9 protein-coding genes are annotated in these 19395 nt (G+C 39.7%); 7 read left to right on the plus strand and 2 right to left on the minus strand.

The genetic code is table 11. The features are described 5' to 3' along the window. Positions 1-29 precede the first annotated feature (29 nt). Both AC5NT5_RS07475 and topA read left to right on the plus strand, forming a co-directional pair. Positions 30-3353 (plus strand): hypothetical protein, encoded by a 3324-nt coding sequence (locus tag AC5NT5_RS07475; RefSeq protein WP_494513144.1) that lies wholly within the window; start codon positions 30-32, stop codon positions 3351-3353. 247 nt (positions 3354-3600) lie between these two features. Then, positions 3601-6309 (plus strand): type I DNA topoisomerase, encoded by a 2709-nt coding sequence (gene topA / locus AC5NT5_RS07480; protein WP_494513143.1) that lies wholly within the window; start codon positions 3601-3603, stop codon positions 6307-6309. Positions 6310-6667: 358 nt separating this feature from the next. On the opposite strand, the gene AC5NT5_RS07485 is transcribed toward topA, so the two are convergent. Beyond that, complete coding sequence (locus tag AC5NT5_RS07485) at positions 6668-6910, minus strand: hypothetical protein (RefSeq protein ID WP_002959734.1); 243 nt, start codon at positions 6908-6910, stop codon at positions 6668-6670. Between the two features lie 511 nt (positions 6911-7421). Next, positions 7422-9044, minus strand: coding sequence for an alpha-glucosidase family protein (locus tag AC5NT5_RS07490; RefSeq protein WP_494513142.1), 1623 nt, complete (start codon positions 9042-9044; stop codon positions 7422-7424). 662 nt (positions 9045-9706) lie between these two features. Here AC5NT5_RS07490 and AC5NT5_RS07495 point away from each other — a divergent pair. From AC5NT5_RS07495 to AC5NT5_RS07515, 5 genes are all read left to right on the plus strand, one after another. After that, the gene (locus AC5NT5_RS07495) at positions 9707-12499 is read left to right on the plus strand and encodes a TonB-dependent receptor (RefSeq protein ID WP_182672690.1); all 2793 of its coding nucleotides are present in this window, start codon (positions 9707-9709) and stop codon (positions 12497-12499) included. 103 nt (positions 12500-12602) lie between these two features. Continuing rightward, positions 12603-14096 (plus strand): tryptophan halogenase family protein, encoded by a 1494-nt coding sequence (locus tag AC5NT5_RS07500; protein WP_494513141.1) that lies wholly within the window; start codon positions 12603-12605, stop codon positions 14094-14096. After that, entirely contained in the window at positions 14096-15952 is a 1857-nt protein-coding gene (locus AC5NT5_RS07505; protein ID WP_494513140.1) for a glycoside hydrolase family 13 protein, read from the plus strand. Before AC5NT5_RS07500 ends, AC5NT5_RS07505 begins: the two co-directional genes overlap by 1 nt. Positions 15953-16041: 89 nt before the next feature. Continuing rightward, positions 16042-17901: an alpha-amylase family protein gene (locus AC5NT5_RS07510; protein ID WP_494513139.1), complete on the plus strand. Its 1860-nt coding sequence runs from the start codon at positions 16042-16044 to the stop codon at positions 17899-17901. Beyond that, on the plus strand, positions 17894-19393 hold the full coding sequence (locus AC5NT5_RS07515; protein WP_182755425.1) for an MFS transporter: 1500 nt from the start codon (positions 17894-17896) through the stop codon (positions 19391-19393). The genes AC5NT5_RS07510 and AC5NT5_RS07515 overlap by 8 nt, the downstream gene beginning before the upstream one ends. Positions 19394-19395: the final 2 nt, after the last annotated feature.

The following is a 19395-nucleotide window of genomic DNA, read 5'->3' on the forward strand; positions in this document are numbered from 1 at the left end:
ATTATAATAACAACGCTAGGGAGAGGTTCATGCCTTTAATGCGACTGCTCGGCATTTCATTGCTAAGTTTTTTACTCACAGCCTGTGGTGGCGGTGGGTCACTTGAAAAAGACGGCTCTATTAGTGATGGTGATTCCACTACAGAGGCTGCTACATACTCGGTTTCATTAAAGGGGTATTCTCAAACAGACGCAACAGAGTCAAATTCTGTCACAGCTACCTCCTCTTTAGATTTACGCGCAATTCTTACTCAAGATGGCGAAATTGTTGCTGGTAAGCGCATCACGTTTACATTAGAAGACGATATTGGTGAACTGTCTCCATCGAGTGCATTAACCCAGAACGATGGCATTGCAACTGTTGAGCTTACAGCAGGTGCTCAAGCCGGTGCTGGAGAAGTAACCGCTACTTATACGGTCGATGGTGAATCTTATACAAGTACTTTTGCTTTTCAGTCAAGCGGTGGGCAGGGTGATGATACTGGTGTTAGTGGGTCAACAACTCTAACAGTAAATATTGTAGATGAAAATGGTGCTAAGTATTCAGATACAAACCCGGTTACAACTGACAATTTAGGCACGGTAACAGCAATTTTAAAAAATGATGGAGTTGCACTTAGCGAGCAGCTTGTTACTTTTACTACAAACTTCACAGGTAAAATAACGCCAGACTTAGGAACTGCAATTACAAACTCAGCGGGTGAGGCAAAAGTAACCCTCTCTAGTGGTAGTTTCAAAGGCGCAGGTCAAGTGGTTGCAACTTATAATCCTACGAACTCAACAGAAGTGAGTAATACGGCTGTATTTTATTCATCAGGTGATTCTGCACCAGTTGATTTGGCACAATTCTCTATATCAGTAAAGCTTTTAACCGGTTGTAATGCAGGCTGGGACGATAATCGTTCAAGTGTAAAACTTGACCCTACACAAGCATCATCGGGTTGTACGGTAGCTAATACTATCTCTTCATCAGAACTAGGTGAATTATTTGTTGAAGTCATTGATGAGCAAAGTGGTGAAGGTAGTAAAAATTCGCTTGTTAATATTTCAACAAATTTAGGTTCTGTTCTTCCTTCATCTGGGACAGCTCTTACCGATAACTTTGGTATTGCTTTACTAAAATTACAGCCTGGAAATACTGGTGGCGCAGGTACTGTGACTGTAACGTCTGTAGGTGAAACTAATTCAACTAATTTTGCTGTAGGTATTGCTGATTTAACCCTAGAGGTTGATAACGGGCTTAATAAAGATACTTCAGGAAATGTTATTCCTTTAAAAGCAGGTGGTAGTACCGTTATTGAAGTAACACTTTTAGATGAAGACGGTAATTTATACTTAACTCCAACGGATGTTGAATTCAGCTCAACTTGTGTAATTAGTGGCGACTCAGTAATTGATGCATCAGTAAAATCATCAAGTGGTATCGCAACATCAACATACCGAGCTACAGGTTGTAGTATTGACGATGACATTAATATCACGGTTGAGACAGGTGGTAAAAACTTTACTGCTACTTCGATTATTCCTGTGGAAACATCAGCGGTACAATCAATACAGTTTGTTGATGTGAGTGAGACATTTATTGCATTACCACCAGGTGAAGGCGGCGCCCCGACTCAATCGATCGTTAGATTTAAGCTAATAGATGCAGATGGCCTTGCATCCACGCAACAACGTATAGATTTTAAGTTAACAGATTCAGTGGGCGCAGCTAAACTGTCACTTAGAACAAGTGATACAAATAATGAAGGCTTTGTTCAAACAACGGTTGAATCTGGCATAGTGCCTGGTCCATTAGTTGTAAAAGCGTGTTTTATTTCTAAAGAAGATGTTAATAACTTACCTGAAGGTGATGACTTAACATGTTGGGTTGATGATGTAGAACTGTGTGCATCAGAACCTAACAATGAAATTTGTCCAGACGGAACACTTACTTTAGTACCATTGAGCGAGCAGATAAGTTCTGTATCGGCTCAATTAACACTGGCTTCGGGCGTAACAGACCAAAACAGTTTTGATGCAAGCCCAAATACGTTTAATACTAACTCACTTAATTATAACGGTGTTTTAAATGATATTACGGTATATTTTGGTGACCAATTTAATAATTATAACGGTGACGGTGTAGAAGCAACTATTTTAGCTGAAGCGGGTGTCATTGGCTCATCTAGCAATGAAGTTACGTGTAAAACTGACGATGCTACCTGTGTTGTAACCTGGCGCTCTCAGGGAGACCGTCCATTTTATGATTACAAATGGGGTAACCGAATTGGCGATATTGATGGGGACGTAACAACTACTGAAGGTATTAATCCAAAAACAGGTATTATAAATTGTGACCCATATTTTGGTATTGCAGCTCCTTGTATAAATGGTATCACACGCGCTAAAAATAGTGCTGATGGTGTTGTTATGGGAGGGCGTGTAAGTATTCTCGCTGTTACTAAAGGGCAAGAAAACTTTGTAGATGAGCAAACCACTGATGATGTTAAACGTACCAATGGCTTGTTTGATATTGGTGAATATTATACTAGTTACGATTTACCTGAAGCATTTATAGATCACAATGAAAATGCTGCCTTTGATAAAGCAAACTGTAGTGATGCAGATGCTTCAAATTATGACCCGTCTACGGATGAATGTTCTGAGTTAATTTCACGAGGTGGTCATAATGAAACATGGCGAGACCTAGATAATGACGGTATTTATGACTTTGCTGATGGTAAATATAATGGTTTATTATGTAGCGAAGCCGCTGAAAATGCAGGTGAGTGTTCTCGTGAGTTAATTGAAGTGCGTAAAAAAATTGAATTGGTTATGTCTGGAGATAATCCATATGTTCGTTTTTCTGTGCTGAAAACAACGGATATTCTTGATGCGCCGTACCCTGTTTATGTTCCTGCAGATTGCTCTGTTTCAGTTGTAGCAGTACTTGAGCCATCCGATGTATCTGAACGTTGTGATATATCAGCAGTTGATCTATCAAATGTGCTTGCTGATAATCCTGCGTATGATGAAACTGACCCTGATGAAACTGATCCTGAACAATTAGAAGTTGGTTTAGCTGGTATTACTATTCGTATTCACTATACAGATGAGTTTGGCAATCCGTTACCTGCAGGTACAACAGTGTCAATATCATCTACAAATGGCGACTTATCTATTATCGAAAATAACGCTATCATTCCAAGTACGAATACGGATAAACCAATGTATTCAGATGTTCGTATTTCTCGTGAAGCGGATGGTAATGATAAATTTGATGGGGTACTTTCAATAACATTTGAGTTTACTACTCAGGCTGGTGGGACTAAAACAGTCTCCAAAGGAATCGAAATTTACGATAGTAAATAAGGCTTTATTTAAAAATGCCAACCTTTAGGTTGGCATTTTTGTTTCTGTTCTATATATTCCACATCAATTAATCTAAAAACACCTGTTTGTTTAATTTAACGACAAAAATTGTTCGTTTATTCAGTAAATACTGAAAAGTTTGTATTAAAAGCTTGTAACAACTAGTGTTTGTAGATATACCTATAAATATTCGCGCCGCTTATGTCGGCAAAACACATTTTTAATATTTGGTTAGAAATAGGCAACTATGGGCAAATCGCTAGTAATTGTAGAGTCACCTGCTAAGGCTAAAACAATTAATAAATATTTAGGTAATGACTTCATCGTAAAGTCCAGTATTGGGCATGTACGTGATTTACCTACTTCAGGTTCGAGTAAAGCTAAAGTGCCGGCAACTAAAACGCCAGCAGAAGTTCGCAAAATGGAACCTGAAGAGAAAGCAGCGTATAAAAAGCAACGAGATTATACTAACCTGGTCGCGCGTATGGGTATTGATCCTGAGCAAGGTTGGGAGCCGCATTATGAAATCCTGCCAGGTAAAGAGAAAGTTGTTCAAGAATTACAAAAGCTGGCTGAAAATGCAGATCAAATATACCTCGCAACGGATTTGGATAGAGAAGGGGAAGCAATTGCTTGGCACCTTCAAGAAATCATTGGCGGTGAACCTGAAAAGTATAAGCGTGTAGTTTTTAACGAGATTACCAAAAACGCAATACAACAAGCCTTCGAAACGCCAGGTGAGCTTAATACTGACATGGTTTACGCTCAGCAAACACGACGCTTTTTAGACCGTGTTGTAGGCTTTATGGTGTCACCGTTGTTGTGGGCTAAAGTGGCACGTGGTCTATCTGCAGGACGAGTTCAGTCTGTGGCGGTACGCTTATTAGTTGAGCGTGAACGTGAAATTAAGGCATTTATCCCTGAAGAGTTTTGGGATATTCACGCTGATGTTAAGAATACTGAGTCTGAGTTACGTTTAGAAGTAACCAAACAAGCAGGAAAGGCATTTAAGCCTGTAAATGAAGCTCAGGCTAGCGCAGCTGTTAAAAGCCTTGAGAATGCAGAATATAAAGTAATTAGCGTTGAAGAAAAGCCAAGTAAAAGTCGCCCAAGTGCGCCATTAATTACTTCAACCATGCAACAAGCGGCAAGTACACGCCTAGGTTATGGCGTTAAAAAGACTATGATGCTCGCTCAGCGTTTGTATGAAGGCGGTTATATTACTTATATGCGTACCGATTCAACCAATCTTTCAAAAGATGCGGTTGAAATGTGTCGTGAGTATGTAACGAACGAGTTTGGTGCTAAATATTTACCAAAAGATCCAATTAACTATAGCTCTAAAGGCAATGCACAAGAAGCGCATGAGGCAATTCGTCCTTCAAGCGTTACAGTGTTGTCTGGTCATATCGAAGGCGTAGATGCCGATGCTAAAAAGCTGTATGAGCTAATTTGGCGTCAGTTTGTAGCGTGTCAAATGGTACCTGCTGAATACGACTTAACAACACTGACTGTCGCAGCTAACGATTTCCAGCTCAAAGCAAAAGGCCGCGTGCTTCGCTTTGATGGTTGGACAAAAGTACAACCTGCGGTGCGTAAAAAGAACGAAGAAGATCAATCACTGCCAGCTGTTAAAGAAGGTGAAATACTTACTTTAATAGAACTTGATCCTAAGCAGCATTTTACTAAGCCGCCAGCTCGCTTTAGTGAAGCTAGTTTAGTAAAAGAGCTTGAAAAGCGTGGTATTGGTCGTCCATCTACTTATGCGTCGATTATATCAACAATTCAAGATCGTGGTTATGTACGTGTAGAAAATCGCCGTTTCTTTGCTGAAAAAATGGGTGAAATTGTCACTGACCGCTTAGTTGAAAACTTCACTGATTTAATGAACTTTGATTTTACAGCCAAAATGGAAGGTCGTTTAGATGACATTGCTGAAGGCGAGCGTGTATGGACTCAAGTTTTAGATAAGTTTTATGCTGATTTTTCAACGCAATTAAATGTCGCTAAAGACGAGCCAGAGAATGGCGGCATGCGTCTTAATGAGATGGTTGAAACCGATATAGAATGTCCTACATGTAGCCGCAAAATGGGCATACGTACGGCTTCAACCGGTGTTTTCTTAGGGTGTACTGGTTACAGCCTTCCGCCAAAAGAGCGTTGTACTACAACAATGAACTTAGTGTCGGGCGATGAAGCGGTTGCTGCTGATGTCGAAGACGTAGAAACCGAAAAATTAATGCAGATGAAGCGTTGTCCTATTTGTGAAACTGCAATGGACTCATACCTAATTGACGAAACCCGTAAACTACATGTGTGTGGTAATAACCCAGCATGTAAAGGGCATATAGTTGAAGAAGGTACCTTTAAAATTAAAGGCTACGACGGACCAATTATCGAATGTGATAAATGCGGTTCTGACATGGAGCTTAAATCGGGTCGCTTTGGTAAGTACTTTGGCTGTAACAACGACGAGTGTAAGAACACACGTAAGTTACTTAAAAATGGCGAGGCTGCGCCACCAAAAGAAGATCCTGTTCACATTACTGAATTAGAGTGTGAAAAGTCAGATGCGTATTTTGTTTTACGTGATGGCGCTGCGGGTATATTTTTAGCCGCAAATACTTTTCCTAAGTCACGTGAAACACGTGCACCTAAGGTTGAAGAACTAAAACGTTTTAGAGACCGCATTTCGCCTAAGTTTTATTATTTAGCAGATGCACCAGCTAAAGATCCTGATGGTAATCTTGCTGTTGTACGCTATAGCCGTAAAAATAAATCTCAGTATGTTATGACTGAAGTTGACGGTAAAGCTACCGGCTGGACTGCTCATTATGAAGCAGGTAAATGGACAGAAGAAGCGAAGAAAAAAGCAGCGCCTAAAAAGAAAGCAGCTGCAAAAAAGGCACCAGCTAAAGCTAAGCCTAAAGCGAAAGCTAAAAAAGAAGATGAATAAGCTCGTTATTGCTTATTCATAGCTTTTGTAGATTTAAAAAGTCATAAAAAAACCGGAATGCACAGCTTGTGTCTATTCCGGTTTTTTTGTGCTTAGTTGAATGCTTTCGCAACGGCTTTATTAGCAGTACATTCACCTAAGCGTGTTACCAATTTGATTAAAAACATGGTCATTTTAGCATATTAAATAACTCAGTTACTGCGTTAAAAGCTATTCATATATGACTGCGTAGATGCAGAAAGTAGGCATTGCAGGGAGCAGCTGCCGAGAACAAATATATGTCATGCTTTTTTCGCTTAGCTATTGAGCTATATTCTTAGCGCTATAATTGATCACTAATTAAATGTAATTGGTATAATTAAATCTTAACAGAAGATACTTTTTTATAGCCTTCAGATTCAAGCTCATCATTTACGCATTTTAATACGTAGGCATTTAGCTCTTCATTGCTTACGTCATCATCTTTAGCCCAGTTAACACACATTTCTGTGTATTCTTTTATCATTTCGGCTGAAGCTGTTGGCGCATCGTCTGCAACCGCGTAAGTCGCAGATACTGCAAATAGTGGTGCTACGATTAATGCTAGCAATGCTTTTTTCATTCGTTTATTCCTAAAAAAATGGTGTGATGACTGATTTATCCAGTTTAAAGTTAGGTATAAATCAGTAGTGCCCAATCCAGAACAACTCTGTTGGTATACTGATTTTTAATCGAAATTGAAATAAAAGATAACGAAATTTTTTTATCGTGAGGATGAGTAATTTACTTGTCAGTTTTTTAACTTTAGTAAGTACAGCATTATTAGCCGGAGTAATATATTTAGTAGCTACGAAAACCTGATTCTACGCTTTATATTAATAACATTTAGATTGTTTTAGGGAAAATTGATTTCTTAGGTTCAAAAATGAAATGCATAAGCGTCATTGTTTATTTCTACTATGAGGATATTTTAAGTTTGTAATATCAGCCGTATTATTTGCTTTAACTGAATGTCTAAATGGTGAAACTAAAAGTCACTAGAATGCGTTAAATACAAAAAAGCCCAAGTGAATAGCTTGGGCTTTTTCGTGTGTAACGCACTTAGGTAAACATTAAACGCAACTTTTGAGTCATTAACACTGAGCGTAAAAACATGCGTAAGGCTCAAGCGTTGTGGTGCCTTGGTCTAACTTTGCGCTGTGGTGGCTAAGCTCGGTGTATTCTTTAACGATTGATGTTGGCATATCAATACTTGTTTGCTTAGCGCTGAGATTGAACATACAAAGCATTCTTTGCTTTCCAAGCGTTCTATAAAAAGCAAGCACAGGCTCTGGCGTTTCAATAAATTCAATATCACCCTCAAGTAAAACTGTTTGACCTTTTCGCCATGCCATAAACTCACGGTAGGCATTTAAAATTGAGTTGTTATCATCTGTTTGTATAGCTACTGATTGCTGCTTATGTGCATTATCAACGGGTAGCCAAGGTTTTACTTCACTAAAACCTGCATGAGATGAATCAGCTAGATCCCAAGGCATTGGTGTTCTACAGCCATCACGCCCTTTAAAATTAGGCCAAAATGTAATGCCGTATGGGTCTTGTAAATCTTCAAATGCCACACTTGCTTCACCTAGACCTAGCTCTTCACCTTGATACATACACACGCTGCCACGAAGAGAAGCTAATAGGGCGGTTAGCATTTTACATTGTTGAGGGTTTACTTCGCCATTTTCGCTCCAGCGGCTCGCTACGCGCTCTACATCATGATTACTAAATGCCCAGCATGGCCAGCCTTCAGTCATACGTTGTTCTAGAGTTTCAACCGTAGTTCTAATATATTCACTTGAGTAATCATTTGTTAATAGTTCAAAGCTATAACCCATGTGCAGTTTGTCGCCACCTTGGGTGTACTGCGCCATTGTAGCTAATGAATCTTCTGATGAGATTTCGCCAAGCGATACAGTACCTGGGTATTTATTAAGTAATGTGCGAATATCTTGCATAAACTCAATATTTTCAGGCTGAGTATTATTGTAGTAATGGTACTGAAATGCATACGGATTATCTTCACTAAAACCACGCCCCTGGCGCTTATCTTTTGGTTTAGCCGGATTATCACGTAATTGCGCGTCGTGATAGCAAAAATTAATTGCATCAAGCCTAAAACCGTCAACGCCTTTTTTAAGCCAAAACTCAACATTATCAAGCACAGCTTTTCGAACATCTGGGTTATGAAAGTTAAGATCCGGTTGTTCGGTTAAAAAATTATGTAGGTAGTATTGCCCGCGACGAGGCTCCCACTGCCAAGCACCACCACCAAAAATAGATAGCCAGTTGTTTGGGGCTGTCCCATCATCTTTTGCGTCAGCCCAAACATACCAGTCGGCTTTACTGTTATTTTGATTTTCACGGCTATCAGTAAACCATTGGTGTTGATCTGATGTATGGCTTAACACCTGATCAATAATTATTTTAATATTACGAGTGTGGGCTTCGCTTATTAGCTCATCAAAATCATTTAGGTCACCAAAAAGCGGGTCAATGTCACGATAGTCGCTAATATCATAGCCAAAGTCTTTCATTGGCGATTTGAAAAAAGGTGAAATCCAAATAGCATCAACGCCTAAGCTTTTAATGTAATCAATACGATTAATAATCCCTCTTAAATCACCAATGCCATCGTTGTTGCTATCTTGAAAGCTACGCGGATAAACTTGATAAATAACCGCACCTTTATACCACTGCTTTTGGGTCATGCTTTTCTCCGTCATTCCACACAGTATTTAGACTATTTTTATTTGTGATTACAATTAATCACGTTATTTGCAAAAAGCATACGTGAAGCCTTGTACACTGTAAAAAGTCTGCATACGTATGCACTAAAATTAACGCAATTAAATTATTAAAAATAAGTACTTATAGCTAGTTTAAAGGTGTTTTATTTATGTGTTGGGTTTTTACCAATTATGGTGCTCACTTACTTTCTGACTTTTATTAAACATAACGGTTTGTCATACAAGAGAAAATATATTTTATGTTTTCAATTTAATGGTCTGACCAATTAAACATTTGAATTGTGTCTAATATTTCTTATTTTGAATAGCGATACTAATTAGTTTCACTTTGTTTACATTGCGCACTGTTAACTTTTAGTTTTTGATACAGTAGATTTTACATGTAATGTTGATTGCGTCATTTTAAATGATTTTATTTATAACAAAATCAATTGTTTAATGTTTTCTTGGCAAGGTTTTTATTAATCTGAAGTCGTGCTATAACTGTTGAATACGTATGCATAAAGTTGTTAATAAAATAAAGCTGGCGTTAATATTCATCCTGACAACAAAATTAGCTCGCCTGTTTGACTATCACTCAAATAAAGAAGCGAGTATCACAATATGGGTAACGGGAAAACATCATGTCTATGTTCAAACCAAGTATATTAACGTTGGCAATGGCTACTGCAGGATTAGCAAGCTTTGCCTCTGTAGCAGCACAAGAAGATACAGTAAAAAATGATGACGTTGAGGTTATCGAAGTAAAAGGCTTTCGTGGCAGTGTTGTAGAATCAATCAACACAAAGCGTTTTTCTACTCAAGTCGTTGAGTCTATTTCAGCAGAAGATATAGGTAAGCTACCTGATTCATCTATTGCTGAGTCTATTGCACGCTTACCAGGTTTAACGGCGCAACGCCTAGATGGTCGCGCAAGTAGAGTATCAATTCGTGGTTTTGGTGAAAACGAAAGTGGCACCACATTTAATGGCCGCGAGCAAGTATCTATTAGTGATAACCGCGGCGTAGAATTTGACCTTTACCCATCAGAAATTATGAGCGGTGTAACTGTTTATAAAACACCTAGTGCAAATTTAGATGCAGAAGGTATTGCGGGCATAATTAACATGCAAACAGTTCGCCCACTAAGTAAAGGTGAACGTGTTGTTCAAGTAAATGGACAGTATGAGCAAACAAGCTTTGATAAATTAAACCCTGACGGCAACGACGACGGTTACCGTGGCACTTTCTCATACATCGACCAGTTTGCTGATGACACCATTGGTATTGCATTTGCACTAAACACCATGAGCTCGCCAAACCAAGAAAAACGTTGGAATTCATGGGGCTACCCTGAATTTACTGCTGAAGATGGTAACTCGTATTCAATTTTAGGCGGTGCTAAACCATATGTTCGTTCATCAACACTTGAACGTGATTCAGCAATGCTTGTTCTAGAAGCAGCGCCTACAGATAAACTAAATATGACGTTTGATGCGTTGTATGTAGACTTTACAGATGAGCAAATTTTACGCGGCATTGAAGTTCCTTTTGCTTGGGGTCAAGGTAGTATTGATGCAAGTAGTGCTACTGTAGATGCAGAAAGTGGATTTATAACAAGTGCTGTAACACAAGGCCAACGTGTTGTTGTGCGTAACGATTACCAAGAGCGTGATGCTGAACTAACTGCATTTGGCTTTAACACTAAATACGATATTGATGATTCATGGTCAGTAGAATTTGACGCAAGCTACTCGCAAGTGGACCGTAAAATTTGGAGTATAGAAAGCTACTCAGGTACAGGGCGTGGTGATTCTCGTGGTGTTGCAGATAACTTAGGTTATGCTTTTAATGGTGGCAATACTGGCGCTACTTTTTCACATGACTTAGATTACAGCGATTATGATCTAATTCAATTAGGTGGGCCGCTTTCGTGGGGTGCAAGCTCTGCACTAAATGATGCATATGGATTAACTGGCACAGAGTATGAAAACCAAGCTCAAGACGGTTTTATTAATGCTCCAACTATTGAAGATGAATTAGTTACATTAAAACTTGCAGCGTCTAAAGTACTAGAAAACGAATACATTAGTTCAATTGAATTTGGCTTAGGTTACAAAGAGCGTGAAAAGTCTAAATCTTCGCAAGGTTACTTCTTGACTTTAACTGATTTTTCTCTTGAAAACCCAGGAATGCTTAGTGTACCTGAGCAATACCGTTTAGGCAGTGTTGGCCTTGACTTCATTGGTCTAGGCGACATGATAGCCTACGATGTAAATGGTTTAGTTAATGATGGTTACTATGAAACCCTTGACGAAAGTTTAACTAGCTCAACTCATGCAACTAAGTCGTGGACAGTAAAAGAAGAAATCACCTCAGCATTTGCACAAGCTAATATTAATGCAGAAGTAAGTGGTCTTCCATTAACTGGTAATGTTGGGGTGCGCTATGTTCATACAGATCAATCCTCTCAAGGTAATGCTTTTGGTGTAGATGGGAATACTGGTCTAGTCATTACTTCACCTACAGATATTGGTCACGATTATTCTCACGTTTTACCAAGCTTAAATTTATCACTTGCGATTGATGAGCAGCAAACAATACGTTTTGGCGCAGCTAAAACAATCTCACGTGCGCGTATAGATGAAATGAATGCCTCTGTTAATGCATCATATAATGATACACCGGATGAAAACGGTAACTTTTGGTCTGTATCGGGTGGTAACCCTAATCTAGAACCTAAAGAAGCAACAGGCTACGATTTATCTTATGAAAACTACTTTAGTGATGAAGGTTACTTCTCTGCTGCATTTTTCTATAAAGACTTAACCCAGTGGATTTTTGACGGTACTTACGCGATTGATATGTCGGGTGTTGCGGACCCATCAACAGGTGAAGTCCCAGCTACGTCAGAAGGTACTGGCAGTGGTAAAGTAAATGGCGGCGGCGGTGACCTATACGGTTACGAGCTATCTCTAGCGTTACCATTTAAAATTTTCCACCCGTCTCTTGAAGGCTTTGGCTTAATTGCAAGCCATACAGGTATTGAATCTGATATTGAAGATGGAAATGGCAATGAGTACGAACTACCGGGTCTATCAGATAAAATTCAAAGCTTAACGGTTTACTACGAGATGAATGGCATGCAATTACGAACCAGCATGCGTAAGCGTAGTGACTTCAAAGGTGATGTTTACGGATTAGGCTTTAATACAGAGCAAGTGAATATTATCGGCGAAACAATTTGGGATATTCAGGCAGGTTATGACTTCTCTGAAGCTGGGGTTGAGAGCCTTGAAGGTTTATCAATTCAGTTCCAAGTTCAAAACTTAACAGAAGAGCCGTTCACATCGCTTTCTGGCGATAACGCGCTACAAGTTCGCGACTACCAAGATTACGGTCGCACTTACTTGTTAGGCTTTAGCTACCAGCTATAATAAAGGTTGTGTGTAGGAGCCCTTGTAATTTGTTTTACAAGGGCTTTTTTATAGCTACCTTATCAAACTTAACAAGCTTTAAACTGTAAACGTGGACAATAATATGAAACCAATAAAACACGTCGTAATCGCAGGCGGGGGCACAGCAGGGTGGATAACAGCCGCCTTGCTTAATAAAGTGTTAGGTAAAGTAATCAAAATAACCCTTATTGAGTCAAGTACTATTGGCACTATAGGCGTGGGTGAAGCAACAATTCCGCCTATTATTCAACTTAACAACGCGCTGGGTATAAACGAGCAAGAGTTTATAAACGCTACTAATGCATCTATAAAACTAGGAATTGAGTTCGAAAATTGGAAAACCACCTCTCATAGCTACATGCATGCTTTTGGCTCATTTGGAAAAGACTTCCCTTTTTGCGATTTTTACAATTTTTGGGTAAAAGGAAAAATTACAGGCTCTGAAGATAGCCTATGGGATTTTTCATTAAATTACCAAGCAGCTAAACAGCATAAATTTGCACCATTAAATACTATACCTAACACGCAATTACCTGGCGTAAGTTATGCGTACCACTTTGACGCAACGCTATATGCTGAGTTTTTAAAAAAGCTCGCAACATCACGCGGTGTTGAGCATATTGATGCCAAAATAGAGCAGGTTGAACAATGCCCTCTATCAGGGAATATAAAATCATTAACCCTTGATAACACACAGCAGATAAATGGCGACCTTTTTATAGACGCTACAGGGCAGCGCGCCTTACTTATAGAGCAAACCCTTAACACAGGTTTTGTAGATTGGTCTCATTATTTACCATGCGACAGCGCCGTTGCAGTGCAATCTCAAGGTACTGATTCGCTAAAACCTTATACGCGTTCAATTGCGCACAGCGCAGGCTGGCAGTGGCAAATACCGCTGCAAAGCCGAATAGGTAATGGCTTGGTGTACTGTAGCCGTTACTTACCTGACGATGCAGCAACGCAGTTATTATTAAATAATTTACCCGCTGAGCCCATTACGGCGCCACGTGTTATAAAATTTAAAACAGGACGGCGCTTAAAGCAGTGGCATAAAAATGTGGTGTCGGTTGGTCTTGCTAGTGGCTTTTTAGAGCCGTTAGAGTCAACCAGTATTCATTTAATACAAAGTGCAGTAACCCGTTTAATAAAGCTGTTTCCACATCATGGCATAAGCGAAGCTTTAGTTACTGAATTTAATAAGCAAAGCGTGATAGAAATAGAGCACATTCGTGATTTTATAATTTTGCATTATAAGCTAACTGAGCGAGACGGTTCTGCTTTTTGGCGACAATGCAAGCAAATGGACATTCCTCACTCATTGGCCCACAAGCTCAAATTATTTAAGCAAACCGGCAAAGTGGTGCGCGAAAACGATGAACTATTTGCCGAAGTTGCTTGGCAACAGGTATTTATTGGCCAAGGTCTCATCCCCGATGATTACAACAGTATTGTTGACTCATTAAGCAGTGAACAACTAAACGACTTATTTTCTACATTAAAAACGCTTATTACCTCAACAGTAGATCAATTACCCACTCATAAAGATTTTTTAGCAAAAATTAAAAAGGCCTGATGATGCGATTTTTAAACACACTTTTACTTGTAAGTGCCTGTACTTTACCAACCATTAGCTACGCACTTAACGTTGAGCCTGCTAATTGGTGGGTTGGCATGAACAAAAACACCATAACCATCATGGTGCATGAGCAAAATATTGCAAACGAGAAAATTAAATTAGCTAAATATAACGGCGTTAAGTTAAATAAAATAACCCGTACCGATAACCCAAATTATGTATTTTTAAATATTACCATTACCGACGCCGCTAAAGCCGGAACGCTTGAGTTTAATAGCAGCGAAACGAGCAATAACTTTGAGTTTCCACTTCTTGAACGTAATAAAAACAGTGCTCAGCGTCAAGGGTTTACATCAGCCGATACCCTTTATTTAATTAACCCCGATCGCTTTGCTAATGGTGATAAACAAAACGATAACGTTCCTAGCATGTTAGAAGCCGCTGATCCTAGTATAAAGGGCGGGCGCCACGGTGGTGATATACAAGGCGTTATAAACGCACTTCCATATTTAAACGATTTAGGCGTAACACAGCTTTGGTTAACGCCAGTACTTGAAAACAACATGCCAGATTATTCTTACCATGGCTATGCAATTACAGATTTTTATAATGTTGACCCACGTATGGGCTCAAACCAGTTATATAAAACGCTCTCGGTAAAAGCAAAAGAGCAGGGCATAGGCCTGGTAATGGATATGGTTCTTAACCATTTTGGCTCTGAGCATATTTGGGTTAAAGATAAGCCAACTAAAGATTGGATTAACTTTAACGGTGAGTTTAAAAAAGGTAAAAACGCCACCAGCCATGCGCGCCAAACCATACAAGACCCACACGCCAGTGAATACGACAAGCGCCAGTTTAACGATGGCTGGTTTGTAGAAACCATGCCTGATTTAAATCAGCGCCAACCACTGTTAAGCGAGTATTTAATTCAAAATGCGATTTGGTGGATAGAATACGCTGATTTAAGCGGAATTCGAGTTGATACCTACTCATATTCAGATAAAGCATTTTTGAGTGATTGGACAAAAGCCATAATGCAAGAGTACCCAAATTTTAATATTGTTGGAGAAGAGTGGACGTCTAACCCTGCTATTGCCTCTTACTGGCAACGTGGCAAACATAACCAAGATGGTTATACATCATGCTTACCAAGCGTGATGGACTTTTCTTTGCAAGAGTCGGTAATTCAAGCGCTAAATGAAGAAGAAAGCTGGAATACCGGTTGGGTTAAAGTATATGAATCGTTAGCTAATGACTTTTTATACCCAGATACAGATAACATTATGGTATTTGCCGATAACCACGATATGAGCCGTGTTTATACTGAACTTGGCCAAGACGTAGCCAAAACAAAAATGGCGATGACGTTATTTTTAACCACACGTGGTATAGCGCAAATGTATTACGGTACGGAAGTGCTATTAGATAACACCCCAAGTAAAGATCATGGCGATATTAGAATAGACTTCCCGGGTGGATTTAAAGGCCAAACTCGGAACGCCTTTACGGGCGAGGGGCTAACAAAACAGCAAAAAGACATGCACAAAACAATTAGTACCTTGCTTAATTTTAGAAAAAGCAGCCCAGCACTTGATAAAGGAAAACTTGTGCACTTTACGCCTCAACAAGGCGTGTATAGTTACGCGCGTATTAGCGACGAGCAAACTGTGTTGGTATTTATGAATAAAAACACAAAAGAGCTAACTAAGAATATTGAGTATATGCAGGAAGTAATACCAAAAAATACCAAAGCACTTAACTTATTCACCCACAAAACACAGGTGTTGGGTAATACAGTTGCTTTACCGGCAATGAGTGTAACGGTATTAATTATAAATACCTCTCAATAGTTTACCTGAATACGTATGCAGCAACTGTATGGTTGCTGCAGTAATCTTTAGTATAAAGTTAATAACAATACTGACAAAAAAGACACACAATGAAAAAATCAGTTTATGTACCCGCAGTACTTTGTAGTGCACTTATTGCTACAGGGTGTTCAGAAAATAACAAACCTGAACAACAGCAAACACCCGCACACACACAAAATGAGCTTACCAAGCCGGTTGTATATCAAGTATTTACCCGTTTGTTTGGTAATACCGAAACTGCCAATGTGCCATGGGGCACTAAAGAGCAAAATGGTGTAGGTAAATTTGCCGACTTTAACGATGCAGCCCTAAAAGGCATTAAAGAGCTAGGTACCACGCACGTTTGGTATACCGGTGTGTTACACCATGCGTTAGTAGGCGATTATACCGACTACGGCATTTCGCAAGATGACCCCGATGTAGTAAAGGGCCGTGCAGGTTCACCGTACGCAATTAAGGATTACTACGATGTTAACCCCGACTTAGCCGTTAATGTGACGAACCGCATGGGAGAGTTTAGCCAGCTTATTGAACGTACACATAGCCACGGTATGAAAGTCATTATTGATATAGTGCCTAACCATGTTGCCCGTAATTATCAATCACTTGGAAAGCCTAAAGGCGTTAAAGACTTTGGCGCACAAGACGACACCACTAAAGCGTACGATAAAAATAATAACTTTTACTACGTACCAGGGCAGTCTTTTCAGGTGCCAACATCGCCAGAGTATAAAGTTTTAGGGGGTAATGAACACCCATTATCGGATGGCTTTTTTGATGAAACGCCCGCTAAATGGACGGGTAATGGTGCCCGTACACCAAAACCCGACATAAACGATTGGTACGAAACAGTAAAAGTAAATTATGGCGTAAAGCCAGATGGTAGCTACGATTTTGCTCAGCTGCCAAACGACTATAAAGACAAGGATTACCGTGCTCATTATGCGTTTTGGCAAGGTAAAGAGCTCCCTAACAGCTGGTACAAATTTAGAGACATAGCGCTATTTTGGTTAGACAAAGGCGTTGATGGCTTTAGATACGACATGGCCGAAATGGTGCCTGTAGAATTTTGGAGTTTTTTAAATTCGTCGATAAAAATGCAAAAAAGCGACGCCTTTTTATTAGCCGAAGTGTATAACCCGCTAATGTACCGTGCGTATATTCACCAAGGGAAAATGGATTACTTGTATGACAAAGTAGGCTTTTACGACACACTAAAAGCCATTATGCAGGGTAAGCAAGCTGCTAATACTATTTTTGCTGCCCAAAGCCAAGTTACTGATATTGAAGCACACATGCTGCACTTTTTAGAAAATCATGATGAACAACGTATCGCAAGTCCAGACTTTGCAGGTAATGCCCAGTGGGGTAAACCTGCTTTAGTAGTTTCTAATCTAATTAGTCGCGCACCCACGTTATTATATTTTGGCCAAGATGTGGGGGAAAATGGCTCAGAAAATGCAGGATTTGGCACAGCTACACGCACCAGTATTTTTGATTACATTGGCGTGTCAGCGCACCAAGCGTGGATGAATAATGGCAAGTTTGACGGTGCTAATTTAACACAAGAGCAAGTAGCACTTCGTGACTACTACAAAGCCATTATGTCACTTAATAGTTTACCTGCTGTAGTAGGCGGTGAAATGACTGAGCTTAGCGTTACAGGAAGTGAGCGAGTTGTAGGTTTTACCCGCTCTTTAGGCCAGCAAAGTGTGCATGTGTTAAGTAACTTTAGCGAGCAGCCACAAATAGTTACGGTTAATTTATCAAAGGCACAATTAGGTGCAATGAGTGAAAATACGCTATTAAATGATTTACTTGAAAATCACACCACCCAGCTTAAAGCTCACCCGCAAGGCGCTACATTTAAACTCACACTTGATGCATTTAGCAGCGCAGTATTAACAAATAAGGCTAATAATGAATAATCAAAATAATAATACCGATAAGCCAAATTTAAGTTTTTGGCAAATATGGAACATGTGTTTTGGCTTTTTAGGCATACAGTTTGGTTTTGCTCTGCAAAACGGTAACGTGAGCCGAATATTTCAAACATTAGGCGCACAAGTTGATGATATTCCCATTTTATGGGTTGCAGCCCCGCTTACTGGCTTAATCGTACAGCCTATTATTGGTTACTGGAGCGATAAAACGTGGGGGCGCTTTGGTCGTCGCCGTCCGTTCTTTTTTATAGGCGCAGTGTTAACAACGCTTTCATTATTTATTATGCCGCATTCTCCTACGCTTTGGATTGCCGCTGGTATGTTATGGATAATGGATGCGTCAATCAATGTAACCATGGAACCGTTTAGAGCACTTGTTGGCGATAACTTGCCAGAAAAACAACGCGCTACAGGTTACGGGTTACAAAGCTTTTTTATTGGTATTGGTGCGGTACTAGCCTCAGCATTACCATGGATGATGACCAACTGGTTTGATGTAAGTAATACTGCAGCGCCTGGGCAAATTCCAGAGTCTGTTAAATACTCATTTTATTGGGGTGGGGTGGTGCTACTTGTTGCAGTGCTTTGGACCGTTGCACGTACAAAAGAGTACAGCCCAGAGCAATTAGCTGAGTTTGAAAAGCAAAGCGCTCAACCTACTACAAGCAAACTGGTTGATATTAACTTTAATAAAGGCGCCATTATTTTTGTAGTGCTGGGTTTAGCAACCCTTGCATTAGTAATGGGCTTATCGCTTGAAAAAGAATTATACCTATTAGCTGGTGGTTTATTAGCGTTTGGTATTGTGCAGTGGATTGCAGCAGCGCTTAAAAGTGCTAACAAAACTCAAGGTGGTTTTTACCAAGTAGTACAAGATGTATTTACAATGCCAGAAGCCATGAAGCAGCTTGCATGGGTGCAGTTTTTTAGCTGGTTTACTTTATTTGCCATGTGGATTTATACCACCGCCGCGGTAACAAGCTTTCATTATGGTAGTAGCGATGCAACCTCTAAAGCATTTAACGATGGTGCAGACTGGGTGGGTATTTTATTTGCCGCCTACAATGGCTTTGCAGCTATTGCCGCTATGTGTATTCCGTTTTTAGTTAAAAAAATGGGCTTAAAAGGCGCGCATTGTTTTAATTTATTGCTGGGCGCATTAGGCCTTGGCAGCTTTATGTTTATTCAAGACCCTAAGATGTTACTTATACCTATGATTGGGGTGGGGTTTGCGTGGGCGTCTATTTTATCGCTGCCTTACGCCATGCTAAGTAACGCACTGCCAAGTAATAAAATGGGCGTTTACATGGGTATTTTTAATTTTTTTATAGTTATACCTCAGTTACTTGCCGCCAGCATTTTAGGGCTCATTTTACGCCACGTATTTTCTAATCAGCCTATTTACGCATTGTTAATTGGTGCAGCCTCGTTCGTTGTCGCTGCCGTTGCGGTAATGCGCGTTAAAAATTCAAATTAAGG

Source organism: Pseudoalteromonas sp. J2K-J599 (genome assembly GCF_059295115.2).

Excerpts from the sequence above, each read along its gene's own strand:
- AC5NT5_RS07475 (WP_494513144.1), top strand. The coding sequence starts at position 30 with ATGCCTTTAATGCGACTGCTCGGCATTTCATTGCTAAGTTTTTTACTC.
- topA (WP_494513143.1), top strand. The coding sequence starts at position 3,601 with ATGGGCAAATCGCTAGTAATTGTAGAGTCACCTGCTAAGGCTAAAACA.
- AC5NT5_RS07485 (WP_002959734.1), bottom strand. The coding sequence starts at position 6,910 with ATGAAAAAAGCATTGCTAGCATTAATCGTAGCACCACTATTTGCAGTA.
- AC5NT5_RS07490 (WP_494513142.1), bottom strand. The coding sequence starts at position 9,044 with ATGACCCAAAAGCAGTGGTATAAAGGTGCGGTTATTTATCAAGTTTAT.
- AC5NT5_RS07495 (WP_182672690.1), top strand. The coding sequence starts at position 9,707 with ATGTCTATGTTCAAACCAAGTATATTAACGTTGGCAATGGCTACTGCA.
- AC5NT5_RS07500 (WP_494513141.1), top strand. The coding sequence starts at position 12,603 with ATGAAACCAATAAAACACGTCGTAATCGCAGGCGGGGGCACAGCAGGG.
- AC5NT5_RS07505 (WP_494513140.1), top strand. The coding sequence starts at position 14,096 with ATGATGCGATTTTTAAACACACTTTTACTTGTAAGTGCCTGTACTTTA.
- AC5NT5_RS07510 (WP_494513139.1), top strand. The coding sequence starts at position 16,042 with ATGAAAAAATCAGTTTATGTACCCGCAGTACTTTGTAGTGCACTTATT.
- AC5NT5_RS07515 (WP_182755425.1), top strand. The coding sequence starts at position 17,894 with ATGAATAATCAAAATAATAATACCGATAAGCCAAATTTAAGTTTTTGG.